This window comes from Kitasatospora sp. NA04385, assembly GCF_013364235.1.
Classification (GTDB): domain Bacteria; phylum Actinomycetota; class Actinomycetes; order Streptomycetales; family Streptomycetaceae; genus Kitasatospora.
This window is the reverse complement of sequence record NZ_CP054919.1, coordinates 167,341-179,238: the sequence shown is the minus strand read 5'-3', so window position 1 is coordinate 179,238 and position 11,898 is coordinate 167,341. Positions and strand designations below refer to the sequence as shown.

The window sequence follows — 11,898 nt, the reverse complement described above, 5'->3', positions numbered from 1 at the left end:
GGTCGAGCGGGTGGTGCACCCGCAGCCCCGGTGCGGGCGGGGCGGCGGGAGTCCTGGGGAGCGGGTCAGAGCTCGACCACGCCGCCGGCGCGGCGCGCGCGTTCGGCGGCGAAGACCACCCGGTGGCTGGCCAGGCTGGCGTCGATGCCGGAGACGATGAGCTCGGGGCGGCCGCCCTGCAGGGCGTCGAGGAAGGCGTTCAGCAGCGCCCGGTCGCCGCCCGCGTGGCCCTCGGCGGCCGACGACCCGTCGACGGAGGTGTCGTGGACGGTGCGGGTCTCGGTGCGGAAGTCGTAGACCTCGATGTGGCGTCCGTCGCCGGTGAGTTGGCCCCGGGTGCCGAAGATCTTGGTGTGCCGGTTCTCCAGCGGGGTGAAGGCGGTCAGGGTGAAGGACGCGGTCACGCCGCCGTCGAACTCCAGGTTGACGACCTGGTGGTCGGGGACGTCGTTGTCGCTGTGGTAGACGCAGCGCCCGTACGGCCCGTCGGTGAGCGCGTCGGTCACGGCCTGCTCGGTCAGCTCGCCCGCGGTGACGACCCGGGTGAAGTACTGCTTGGTGCCGCCGTTGCGCAGGCCGTCGCGGTAGAGCGTGGTGGCCGAGTAGGCGCAGGTGTCCTGGAGCGGGCAGGACACGCACCGCTCGGTGGCCCCCGCCGGGGCCGCTTCCGGCCGGAAGTGGCTCAGCGACCCGAAGGAGCTGACCTTGGCCACCCGCCGGCCCACGATGTCGGCGAGCCAGTCGATGTCGTGGCAGGACTTGGCCAGCAGCAGCGAGGACGACTCGTCCTCGCGGCGCCAGTTGCCGCGCACGAAGGAGTGGGCGAAGTGGTAGCTGCCGATCGGCTCCAGGTGCTGGAGGGAGACGACGTCGCCGATCACGCCTTCGAGCAGCAGCTGCTTCAGCTTGACGGTGTAGGGGGTGTAGCGCATGACGTGGCACACCGCCAGGGCGGTGCCGTTGCGCCGCGCCGCCTCGGCGATGGCCTCGCAGTCCGCTTCGCTGGTGGCCATCGGCTTCTCCAGCAGGATCTGGTAGCCCAGGTCGGCCAGCGCGACGGCCGCCGAGACGTGCTCGGCGTCCTGGAGCGCTATCAGCGCGACGTCGGCCAGCCGCGGGCGGGTCAGCAGGTCGCGCCAGTGGGTGAAGCGGAGTTCGGGGTCGATGGCGTGCTTGGCCGCGAAGACGTCGCGGACCCGCTCGCGGGGCTCGGCGACGACCGTCACGCGTGCGACGTCGGGCCGTTCGGCCGCCAGGTCCGCGTAGGCGGCGCCCCGGGCGCCGGCGCCGAGGACCGCCAGGGTCAGCGGGCGGCCCAGCGGGCGGCTGAGGTCGCCGGTGATGAACGTGTCGGGCGTGGCCCGGATGGTGGGGTTCAAGTGGGGCTCCGTAGAGAGGTCGAGGCGTGGCGGGGGCTGGACGACGGCCGGTCAGCCCTTGGTCGCGCCGCCGGTGAGGCCCTTGACGAAGTGCTTCTGGAAGGCGAGGTAGAAGACCAGGACCGGCAGGGTCGCGAGGAACATCAGCGCGAACACCTGGCCGAAGTCGCTCTGGTGCTCGCCGATCGCCCGGTAGATGCCGACCGTGACCGTGGTGCCCTCGGCCGGTCCCAGCAGGATCAGCGGGTTGAGGAAGTCGTTCCAGACCCACACCCCGAGGAAGATCAGCACGCTGGCCGAGGCGGGCCGCAGCAGCGGGAAGACGACCTGCCAGAAGGTCCGCAGCCGGCCGGCCCCGTCCAGGGCCGCGGCCTCCTCCAGTTCGAGCGGGATGGTCTTCACGAAGCCCATGAAGACGAAGACGCCGAACGGCACGTAGTAGCCGACGTTGACCAGGACCAGGCCCACGACCGTCGTCATCAGGCCGAGCGAGCGCAGGACCTCGGTGACCGGTTCGAGGATCACCGCCGGCGGGATCATCAGACCGCAGAGCAGGATCGCCAGCGCGGCCTTGGCCCAGCGGCCCCGCGACCGCGCGAGGTAGTGGCCGAGCATCGCCGAGATCACGGTCACCGCCACGATGGAGATCGCGGTGACCTCGACGCTGTTGACCAGGCCGTACCAGAACAGGTGGTCCGGGCGGGAGGTCACCTGCCGGACGGAGTCCAGGGTCGGCGGGACCGGCAGGCCCACCGGGTGCGCGGTGATGTCCTGGCCGCGCTTGAACACGTTGATCAGCACCACGTACAGCGGCAGGAAGAACACGGCCGTCACGAAGGTCGCGACGAGGGGCCGCACCCACGAGGTGGTGCCCGTTCTGTTCGGGGCGCTCACAGGGAGACCTCCCGTCGTTGCAGGACGCGCAGGGCGAGGACGGAGACCACGGCGATGACCACGAGCATCAGGGTCGCCATGGCCGCGCCGTAGCCGACGTGGTTGCCGGTGAAGGTGGTCTGGACGACCTGGAAGGCGATGGTCGAGGTGGTCCCGTCGCCGGGACCGCCGTTGGTGAGCACCTGGATCTGGTCGAACGCCTTGAACCCGGTGATCAGCAGCATCACGGTGTTGATGGTCACCGCCGGCGCCAGCATGGGCCAGGTGACGTGCCGGAAGCGGGCGAGCCGACCGGCGCCGTCGATCTCGGCGGCCTCCAGGAGTTCGGTCGGGACGCCGGCCAGGCCGGCCAGGTAGACCACCACGCAGAAGCCCAGCACCTGCCAGGTGATGATGAACGCGACCGAGTACAGGGCGATGTCGGGATCGGACAGCCAGCCCGGCGGGTCCGTCACCCCGAGGCCGCGCAGCAGGGTGTCCAGCAGGCCGTCGTCGGCCAGGATCGCCTGCCAGATGACGGACACCACCACCGAGGACAGCACGACCGGGGTGAAGAACACCGAGCGCAGGAGGTTGTAGAGCCAGCCCGGCCGGTCGAGGAGCAGCGCGATGGCCAGCCCGAGCGCGTTGGCCGCGACGGTCACGATGACCGTGACGATCACGGTGTTCCCCAGGGCGTTGGTGAAGTCGCTGTCCTGGAAGAGGCGGGTGTAGTTCCGCAGGCCGATCCACGAGGTCGGCGGGTTGGCGGGGTTGCGGTTGGTGAAGCTGGTCGACACCGTCATGGCGATGGGGACCAGCACGAAGGCGAGGTAGACGAGCAGGCCGGGTGCGCCGAACGTCAGGAAGTGCAGGGCCTTCGCCGAGCGGCGCCGGCCGGTCGCCCGGCCGGTCGCCCGGCCGGTCGCCCGGCCCGTGCCCGGCCTGCGGCCACCGGAGCCGGTGCCCGTCCGGCGGGCCGTTTCCGCGGTCATGTGGGGAATCTCCTGGTCTGCTGCTCCCCGGGCGCCCTGGCGCCCGGGGGCGCGCTCGGCGCCGCCCCTGCCCGCCGGCAGGTCGGTGGGGGTGGCGGGGCGTGTCACTGGGTCGCCTTGGTCCAGGCGTCGTCGAGGAACGCGCCGAACTGGTCGGCGTTCTTCCGGCCGTTGATCAGGTCGGCGACTCCGGCCGCGGCCTTGTCGGCCACGCCGGCCGGCATCGAGCCGTCGCCGGTCTCGATGGAGAAGGAGTCGACGATCGCGTTCTTCGCGACCGCCTGCTGGTAGACGTCGACGGTCGCGTTGTAGACGGGGCCCATGTCGGCGGGCGGGGTGTAGCCCTTGATGGCGATGATCGAGCCGTCGGTCTTCACCGAGTTGTCCAGCGAGGTCTTGTCGAGCATGAAGGCCAGCGCCCACTTCTTGGCCAGGTCGACGTTGGCGGCCTTCGAGGAGACCGACATGCCGCCGCCGGTGTAGGCGGGCAGCACCAGCGAGCCGTCGTCGCTGGGCCAGGGGAAGACGCCGATGTCGAAGTTGGGCTTCTTGGCGTCGGCGGAGGCCGCGAACCAGGAGCCCATCGGGTACATCGCTCCCTTGTTGTCGCGGAACGCCTGCTCGCTGTCGGCGTAGGAGCGGGACAGGCCCGAGGTGTCGATGTAGCCGTTCTTGGCCAGGTCGGCGACCTTGTTGACGGCCTTGGTGAACGCCGGGTCGGTGAACTCGGTCTTGCCGGCGGCCTTCTGCGCGAGCCAGTCCGGGGTCGCCTTGTAGGTGTCGGTGGCCACCGTGCCGATCAGCGGGTACATGTCGGCCCAGGTGTCCTTGCCGCCGCCGCCGACCACGAACGGGTTGATGCCCTTGGCCTTGAGCTTGGCGCTGTCGTCCACCAGCTCCGCGTAGGTCTGCGGCGGGTTGGTGATGCCGGCCTCCGCGAAGTCGGCCTTGTTGTAGTAGACGAGCGGGATCGGCTGGGTGTTGTAGGGCAGCTGGTAGATCTTGCCGCCGATCGGGTTGGAGTGCGGCGAGACGAAGTCGGCGAGCTCGGTGTCGGTCCAGGAGGCGAGTTGGCCGGCCTGGGCGAAGCCGTTCGGGGACACCGCGATCATGATGTCCGGCAGCTGACCGGAGGCGGCGAGCTGCTTGGCGTAGCCGGCGCGGTCGGCCGACGGGGCGACCAGCTTCTTGATGGTGACCCCGGGCACCTGGGCCGAGGCGCGGGCGATCGCGTCGTCCCAGTACTTGGCCGTGAGGTTCGGAGTCTCGAAGGTCAGGAAGGTCAGGGTGACCGAGCCGCCGGCCCGGTTGGCGCCGTCGGAGGAGCCGGCGGTGCACCCGGACAGGGTGAGGGCGGCGACCAGGGCGGTGGCGGAGAGCAGCGTTCTTGTACGCACGGGGGTTCCTTCCCGGGCCCGCGAGGGGGCTTGGGTTCAGGTGGCAGGGGGTCGTGCAACCGGTGCGGCCGGCTGAGGGCGGGCGCTCCGTGTGGGGGTGGGGCGTTCGGCCCCGGGTACGGTCGGTGATCACATAATGTTTTTTGAGTCATTGACTAAAAAAACATGCTAGAGTCTGTTCCGCACTCAACGCGGATGTCAAGGGGGCAGGACATGGGACGATCGGCAGGCGGCGACCGGATGCTGCTGCAGCGGATCAACACGGTGGCTGTGCTCCGCGCCCTGCACACGTCCCGGCAGATGACCCTCAAGGAACTCGGCGAGGCGGCCGGCGTCTCCCGCAACACCGCGGAGGACGCCGCCCTCACCCTGGTCGGGGCCGGCCTCGCCGAGGAGTTCGTCCCCCAGGCGGAGGAGCGGCCGGTCGGCCGACCCGCCAAGTGGTACCGCTTCCGCTCCGAGTACGGCCACGTCGTCGGCGTCGACCTGGCGGTCCACGAGGTCAACGTGCTCGTGACCGACCTGGCCGGGACGGAGCGCGCCCGCCACCACGGCCCGCTGGACTCCCGGGCGTCCGCCGACGAGCGGGTCCGGGCGGCCCGGGAGGCGATCGGCTCGGCCCTCGACGCGGCCGGGATCGGGGGCGGTCAGGTCCTGGCCGTCGGCGCCGCGACCAGCGGCATCGTGGGGCGGGACGGACGGGTGTCCCACAGCAGCCGGCTCTCCCAGACCACCGGGTACCCGCTCGCCGAGAACCTGGCCGTGCTGCCCGGCGTCCCGGTCCTGGTCGGCAACGACGCCAGGCTCGCCACGCTCGCCGAACGGTGGCACGGCACCGGCCGTGAGATCGACAACTTCGTCAACATCGTCGCCGGACGCTACATCACGTCCGGCATCGTCCTGAACGGTTCGGTGCTCCAGGGTGCGCACGGCGCGGCCGGCGAGATCGGCGTGCTGGCGGAGTCCCGCTGGCAGGCGGCGCTGGACGCCATGGACGGCTGGCCCGAGGACCGCAGGAGCACCCTGCGGGCCGCCGCCGCCGGAGACCCCGGCGCCCGGGCCCGCATCGACGAACTCGCCGCGCACCTGTCCGTCGGCATCGCCGCCCTGGTGCTCAGCGTCGACCCCGAGTGCGTCATCCTCTCCGGCGGCCTCAGCCGCGCCGGGCAGACCCTGCTGGACCCGCTGCAGAGCTACCTCGACGCCAAGACCCTCGTCCCCGTCCCCATCCTGCTCTCCACCCTCGACCACGACGCCGTCGCCCTCGGAGCCGTCCGGCTCGCCCTCGACCACGTGGAGCGGGAACTGTTCGACACCGACTCCGCCCGGCTCCTGGCGGCACTCGCCTCCTGACGCCCCGGAGCGCCCCGGCCGCCGCGCGGCCGGGCGGTCAGGCGGACGGCGGCACGATGCCCGGGTCGTCGAGGACCCGCTGCGCCCCGGCCTCGGCGGCGCCCAGCAGGGCGGCCTCGGTGCCGAGCGCCGACATGGACACCGAGGTTCCGCCCAGGCCGGGGACGACGACCCGCCGGTCGACCTCGGCCTCGATGACCGGCAGCATGTACGGGGACAGCAGGGTGGGGTAGCCGCCGATGACGACCCGTTCGGGGTTGAGGAAGTTGATGACGACCGAGCTGCCCAGCCCGATCCAGCGGGCGGTGTCGCGGATTCCGCGCAGGGCCCGCGGGTCGCCCGCCTGGGCGCGCCCGGCGACGGCCAGCGCGGACTCGCGCGGGGAGCGGACCGCGTCGAGCAGGTCCGGGGCGGCGGCCCGCAGCAGGGCGTGGATGCCCACCAGCGCCTCCAGGCAGCCGCGCCGTCCGCACAGGCACCGCTGGGTGGCGCCGGCCAGCGGGATGTGGCCGATGGCGCCCAGGAACCCGCCGACGCCGCGCGGCAGCAGGCCGTTCATGAACAGGCCGGCGCCGATCCCGGTGGTGATCTCCAACCGCACCGTGCTGTCGGACGCGGGGCCGGGGTCCAGGCGGGACTCGGCCAGGGTCGCCATCCGGGCGACGTTGTCGACGAACACCGGGACGGAGCCGTCCTCCAGGTGTTCGGACAGCAGGCCCGTCGTGTCGACGTCCTGCCACCCGAGGCTCGGGGAGCTGACCACCCGTCCGCCGTGGTCGATGATCGCGGCCAGCGCCACGCCGACGGCGTACACGGTGCGGCCCCGGGCGCGGGTCGACCGGCACGCCTCGTTGACGAGTCGGCACAGGTGCTTGAAGACCTCCTCGGGCGGGTCGTCGGGGCCGATCGGGTGCTCCCGGGCGGACAGTTCGGTCCGCCCCAGGTCCGAGACGCGGACCTGCACCCGGCCGGTGGTGATCTGGGCGGCGACCAGGGCGACCGCCGAACCGTCGAGGTGCAGCATGGTCGTGGGACGGCCCGGGCCGGACGCCGGGACGGACGTCCCCGCCCGCACCAGCCCGCGCTCGGCCAGGTCCGCGACCAGGCGCGCGATGACGGGCTTGGTGAGCCCGGTGACGGCGGCCAGCCGGCCGCGCGAGGTCGGCCCGTGGTCGTAGAGCTGCCGCAGCACGGCCGACATGTTCTGCCGCCGCATCAGGTCGAGGTTGACGGAGGACGACCGGCCGCCGAGGGTCTCGGCCGCCGGTCGTCCGGTCGCTGGATTGGTGGGCATCGGGCTCGTCTGCTGTCCTCGTGGCGTCAAAGGTCTTCGGTCGTCAGGGTGAAGCTCGCCGTGCAGTGCCGCCGCAGCGCCTCGTCGTCGACGTCGACGCCCAGACCGCTGCCCCCGGGCAGCCGGTAGGACCCCCCGTCGCAGGCGAGGGGTTCTCGCAGCAGCGTCTGCGCCAGGGCGAACTGCGTGGGCTGGTACTCCATGACGACCAGGTTAGGCGCGGCGGCGGCCAGGGCGAGGCCCGCGGCGATGTACACCCCGAGCCCGACCCCGAGGTGCAACGCTATCGGGGTGTGGAACGCCTCCGCGAGGGAGGCCGCGGCGGCGCACTCGGTGAGGCCCATCCGGCCGACGTCGGGCTGCAGCAGATCCGCGGACCGCCGCACCAGGCGGTCCCGGAAGTCGTACCTGGTGCGCAGCTCCTCGCCCACGGCGACCGGCGCGACCAGGGCGGCGGCCACCTCGGCCTGCCCGTCGGCGTCCTCGGGCGCCACCGGGGCCTCCAGGAACCCCAGCCCCATCGGCTCCAGCCGGCGCCCGAGCCCGATGGCCTCCGACGGGGTGTAGCGCCAGTGCGCGTCGACGTGGATCTCCGCGTCTCCCCCCAGCCCCGTGCGCAGCGACTCGAAGACCCGGACGTCGTGGTCGATCCCCTCGCCCAGCGCGAGCTTGAACCGGTCGAAGCCCCGGTCGCGCCACGACCGGGCCCGGTCCACCCGCTCGGCGTCGTCCCGGGCGGGCAGGCCCGAGACGTAGCAGGGCACGTCCGCGCGGTGCCGGCCGCCGAGCAGCGCGTGGACCGGGACGCCGAGCAGCTTGGCCTTCACGTCCCACAGGGCGATGTCGCAGGCCGCGAGGGCGTCCAGCTGGTAGCCGTTGAGGTGGCCCCGCTCCCGCATCCCGTCGTAGCCGGAGCGCCAGGCCGCGCCGGTGTCCATGACGTCCGCGCCCAGCAGGAACGGCCCGATCAGCCGTTCCACCAGGGCGGCGCACACCTCGGGCACCAGCGGCGCCTGCGCCTCGCCCCAGCCGACCGTCCCGTCCTCGGCGGTGACGCGGACCAGGAACGTCTCGGTGTTCAGCGAGTACAGCGAGCGGTAGGAGCGGTGCCGGACGTAGTCGCCCCGGCGCAGGGCGGAGGCGTCCGCGTCGTGGCCGCCGAGGTAGGCGGCGTCCTTGACCTTCAGTACGTAGCCGCTGACCTGGGTGATCTTCATCGTGCGCTCCGGACGGGGTGGGGGAGGGACAGCTCGTCGGCGAACTCGGCGAGGAAGCGCTCGACCGAGGCGGCGGCCACGGGGGAGAGCGCCCGGTGCGGGCGGCGGCAGACGGGGGTCGCGATCAGCCCCCGGCGCCACGCGATGACCTTCTCGACGGCCACCATGGGCTCCTGGGTGGTGGCCCAGCCGACCAGGTGCGGCAGCAGGCCGGCGAACCGGCGGGCGGCGGCCCGCTCGTCCCCGCCGGACCAGGCCCGCCACACCGCCAGGTACAGCTCGACGAAGCTCGAACCCGGCTGCACCCCGCACGCCCCGGCCCGCAGTGCTTCGAGCAGGAACAGGCCGCCGCTGCCGGCCAGGCACGCCACCGCGGGCTCCGCGGCCCGCAGGTCGGCGATGAACTGGCCCGGGGGGCGGGCCTCGACCTTGACGGCGACCAGGTTCGGGTGCTCCGCCGCCAACTCGCCGATCACCGCCGGGGTCAGCCGCGTCGCCGCGTCCTCCGGCGCGTACTGGAGGAGCACCGGCGCCGGTGCCACGGCGGCCAGCAGGGTGTGCAGGTGCTCGCGGACGTGGTCGGCGGAGGGCGCCGGGAAGTGCGGCGGCAGCACGTTGAGCGCCCCGGCCCCCAGGTCCAGGTAGGCGCGGGCCTGCCGGACGGCCACCGAGGTGGCGTGCGCGGTCACCGACGCGATCACCGTGACGCCGGGGTGCGCCCGGGCGGCGGTGACCAGGTCGCGGCTCAGCAGCAGCCGTTCGGCGTCGTCGAGTTTGTAGTACTCGGAGGCGAAGCCGGGGAACATCACGGCCGGGACGCCGAGCCCCATGACGTGGTCGGCCAGGGCGGCGAACGAGCGCCGGTCCACCTCCTCGTCCTCGGTGAACGGCGTCGGCAGCACCGGGACCACCCCGGTCAGGGCGGCTGCGGTCGGGTCGGTCATCGTGGTCCTTCCTGCGGCGCGCTCGCGCCGGGGGTGCTCCGGGGGCCGTCCGCCGGAGGGGTCAGCCCGTCCGGTACCTGCCAGCGCAGGGCCGGACGGACGAGGCTGGCACCGAACACCAGGGAGGCGCCGCCGTCGACGACGAGTTCGGTGCCGTTGACGAAGCCGGCGTCGTCCCCGGCCAGGAACGCCACGGCCGCCGCGACGTCGTCGGGCCGGCCCAGCCGGACGGAGGGGGTGGCCGCCGCCATGGCCTCGTCGTCGGCGGGCGTCTCCCCGGTGCGCGGGGAGCGGATGTACCCGGGGCTCACCACGTTGCAGCGCACCCCGAGCGGCCCGTAGTCGACCGCCAACTGCCTTGTCAGCGCGACGAGTCCGGACTTGGCGGCGGTGTAGGCGGGCAGCCGCGGGCCGAACACCCGCTGGTGGATCGAGGCGACCGAGGTGAGGGAGGCCCGTCCCGCGGCCACCAGGTGCGGCAGCGCGGCGCGGGCGCACAGCGCCGCCGACCTGAGACAGGTGTCGACGGTGAGGTCCCACTCGTCCATCGAGATCGCCGTCAGCGACCCGCGCCGGGTCAGCCCGACGGTGTTCACCAGGGTGTCGAAGCCGCCCCGGGCCGCCGCCTCCGCCATCAGGGCGGCCACGGCGGCCTCGTCGGTGACGTCCGTGCTCCGCGGGGTCACCCGGGGGTCGGCTCCGAACAGGCGCGAGAGCCGGTCCGGATCGGCGTCGGCGCACACCACGTGCGCCCCGGCCGACAGCAGCCGCCGCACGACCGCCGAGCCGATGCCGCCGGCGGCCCCGGTGACCACCGCCGTTCGGCGGCTCCGGGCCGGGGCCGCCGTGCTCTCCCGGGGCACGTGGCTACCCCTTCACCGGGTCGGCGAGGAACTGCCCGTCCCGGACGCCGTCCGCCTCGGCGGACGCGGGCGCGCCGGCGGTGAGGAAGGGCGCGGCGACGACGAGCACGGTCGCGAGCAGGTAGGCCGAGGCGAACACGAACATGGCGTGCAACTGCATCCGTTCGAGCAGGTACGGCACGAAGGCGACGTTCGCGGCGATCGCCAGCCGGCAGCCGAACTGGACCACGCCGACGCCCGCGCCGCGCAGGCGGGTGGGGAAGAGCTCGGTCTGCCACACCCAGGCCAGGGCCACCGGCCCGGCCCAGTTGGCGGCCGTGAACAGCAGGTAGCAGGTCACCAGCACGGCGTGGTTCGATCCGGCGGTGGCCATGCCCAGGCCGAACGCCAGCGTCAGCAGCGAGCTGACGATGCCGTAGGCGCGGCGGCTGTAGCGGTCCACCAGGGACAGGCCGACCAGCAGGCCGGCGACGCCGGTGACGAAGCCCAGCAGCGAGAACTGGAGCGAGCGCGACGCGCCGAACCCGGTGCTGGTCAGCACCAGCGGCCCGGCGACGGTGGTGATGGCGCCGCCGAACCCGCTGCACGCCATGAACAGCGCGATGGCACCCGTCCGCGCGCCCTGGCGGCCGGTGAACAGCTCGCGGTAGCGGCGGGCGCGCTTCGGCGCGGCCCCGGCCGGGTCGAGCCCGAGCCGGGCGTAGACCTCCAGGGCCTCCTGCTCGCGGCCCTTGGCGCGCAGCCAGGCCGGCGACTCCGGCAGCGACTGGCGGGCCAGCAGGATCGCCAGCGCCGGTACGGCGCTCAGGCCGAACAGCCACCGCCAGGTGTCCGGCCCGGCGCTGTCCTTGATGGCCAGGGCGATGGCGACCGAGACGATGGCCCCGCCGAGCCAGTTGAGGTTGGGCAGGATGCCGGTGAAGCGGCCCCGGGTCTTCGGCGGGCTGATCTCGGCGAGGAAGGACGTGCTGGTGGGCACGTCCATGCCGACCCCGATGCCGATCAGGACGCGGGCCAGGAACAGGATCGTGACGTTCGGTGCGAACGCCGCCAGCAGGGCGGCGCCCACGAAGAGCAGCAGGTTGACGACGAAGATGAGCCGGCGTCCGAACCGGTCGGAGAGGTCGCCGAAGACGGCGGCCCCGAACGCGGCGCCGATGAACGCCGCCGCGGAGAGCCAGCTCACCTGGAAGGTCGACAGGTGGAGGGCCGGCTTCAGCGAGAGCAGCGCCGCGCCCATCACCAACAGGTCATAGCCGTCCACGAATTCGCCGAAGGCGACCATGGCCGCCGCCCGGCGGCGGATCCGGGGCGCGGCGGTATCCGCCCGCGGTGCGGGGACGGGTCTGGCCGGGTTGTCGTTCATCGTGGGCTCCCAGGTGCGGTGGAACGGATCGTGCGCTGCGGCGAAATTAGAACAGCGAAGACTTAAATGTCTCTCCCCGGGTGACCCGCTTCACGAACTGTTCATAAACCGCCGCCGCCCGCCGCACCGCCCGCCGCGCGCCGACCGGGCGGACCGCCGCTTCCCGCCTCCGCCGCAGGTGAGCGGGCTGAACGCGCGGGCGGCGGCCGTCGGCCGC

10 protein-coding genes are annotated in these 11,898 nt (G+C 73.1%); 1 reads left to right on the top strand and 9 read right to left on the bottom strand.

Features of this window, described 5'->3' with window-relative positions; all coding sequences use genetic code 11:
* Nucleotides 1-65: 65 nt before the first annotated feature.
* From HUT16_RS00800 to HUT16_RS00785, 4 genes are all read right to left on the bottom strand, one after another.
* A complete protein-coding gene (locus tag HUT16_RS00800) occupies nt 66-1,379 on the bottom strand; it encodes a Gfo/Idh/MocA family protein (RefSeq protein ID WP_217712008.1) in 1,314 nt (437 codons plus the stop codon).
* Nucleotides 1,380-1,430: 51 nt separating this feature from the next.
* Nucleotides 1,431-2,237: a carbohydrate ABC transporter permease gene (locus HUT16_RS00795; RefSeq protein ID WP_254897569.1), complete on the bottom strand. Its 807-nt coding sequence runs from the start codon at nt 2,235-2,237 to the stop codon at nt 1,431-1,433.
* Nucleotides 2,238-2,269: 32 nt separating this feature from the next.
* The gene (locus HUT16_RS00790; protein ID WP_176184437.1) at nt 2,270-3,247 is read right to left on the bottom strand and encodes a carbohydrate ABC transporter permease; all 978 of its coding nucleotides are present in this window, start codon (nt 3,245-3,247) and stop codon (nt 2,270-2,272) included.
* A gap of 104 nt (nt 3,248-3,351) precedes the next feature.
* Nucleotides 3,352-4,644 (bottom strand): ABC transporter substrate-binding protein, encoded by a 1,293-nt coding sequence (locus HUT16_RS00785; RefSeq protein WP_176184435.1) that lies wholly within the window; start codon nt 4,642-4,644, stop codon nt 3,352-3,354.
* 213 nt (nt 4,645-4,857) lie between these two features.
* Here HUT16_RS00785 and HUT16_RS00780 point away from each other — a divergent pair, with 213 nt between their 5' ends.
* Nucleotides 4,858-5,997: an ROK family transcriptional regulator gene (locus HUT16_RS00780; protein WP_176184433.1), complete on the top strand. Its 1,140-nt coding sequence runs from the start codon at nt 4,858-4,860 to the stop codon at nt 5,995-5,997.
* 37 nt (nt 5,998-6,034) lie between these two features.
* Here HUT16_RS00780 and HUT16_RS00775 read toward each other — a convergent pair whose 3' ends face one another.
* Genes HUT16_RS00775 through HUT16_RS00755 form a run of 5 tightly spaced genes read right to left on the bottom strand, consistent with a single transcriptional unit; the run spans nt 6,035 to nt 11,681 of the window.
* Nucleotides 6,035-7,291 carry an ROK family transcriptional regulator gene (locus HUT16_RS00775; RefSeq protein ID WP_176184431.1) on the bottom strand — a complete coding sequence of 419 codons (1,257 nt, stop codon included), beginning with the start codon at nt 7,289-7,291 and terminating at the stop codon, nt 6,035-6,037.
* 26 nt (nt 7,292-7,317) lie between these two features.
* Complete coding sequence (locus tag HUT16_RS00770) at nt 7,318-8,508, bottom strand: mandelate racemase/muconate lactonizing enzyme family protein (protein ID WP_176184429.1); 1,191 nt, start codon at nt 8,506-8,508, stop codon at nt 7,318-7,320.
* A complete protein-coding gene (locus HUT16_RS00765; RefSeq protein WP_176184427.1) occupies nt 8,505-9,452 on the bottom strand; it encodes a dihydrodipicolinate synthase family protein in 948 nt (315 codons plus the stop codon). Before HUT16_RS00765 ends, HUT16_RS00770 begins: the two co-directional genes overlap by 4 nt.
* On the bottom strand, nt 9,449-10,315 hold the full coding sequence (locus HUT16_RS00760; RefSeq protein ID WP_176184425.1) for an SDR family NAD(P)-dependent oxidoreductase: 867 nt from the start codon (nt 10,313-10,315) through the stop codon (nt 9,449-9,451). The genes HUT16_RS00765 and HUT16_RS00760 overlap by 4 nt, the downstream gene beginning before the upstream one ends.
* 4 nt (nt 10,316-10,319) lie before the next feature.
* On the bottom strand, nt 10,320-11,681 hold the full coding sequence (locus tag HUT16_RS00755) for an MFS transporter (protein WP_217712007.1): 1,362 nt from the start codon (nt 11,679-11,681) through the stop codon (nt 10,320-10,322).
* Nucleotides 11,682-11,898 lie beyond the last annotated feature (217 nt).

Bases quoted from the DNA above. Each gene is read 5' to 3' on its own strand.
- HUT16_RS00775 (WP_176184431.1), bottom strand. From the start codon at position 7,291: ATGCCCACCAATCCAGCGACCGGACGACCGGCGGCCGAGACCCTCGGC.
- HUT16_RS00755 (WP_217712007.1), bottom strand. From the start codon at position 11,681: ATGAACGACAACCCGGCCAGACCCGTCCCCGCACCGCGGGCGGATACC.
- HUT16_RS00765 (WP_176184427.1), bottom strand. From the start codon at position 9,452: ATGACCGACCCGACCGCAGCCGCCCTGACCGGGGTGGTCCCGGTGCTG.
- HUT16_RS00790 (WP_176184437.1), bottom strand. From the start codon at position 3,247: ATGACCGCGGAAACGGCCCGCCGGACGGGCACCGGCTCCGGTGGCCGC.
- HUT16_RS00770 (WP_176184429.1), bottom strand. From the start codon at position 8,508: ATGAAGATCACCCAGGTCAGCGGCTACGTACTGAAGGTCAAGGACGCC.
- HUT16_RS00780 (WP_176184433.1), top strand. From the start codon at position 4,858: ATGGGACGATCGGCAGGCGGCGACCGGATGCTGCTGCAGCGGATCAAC.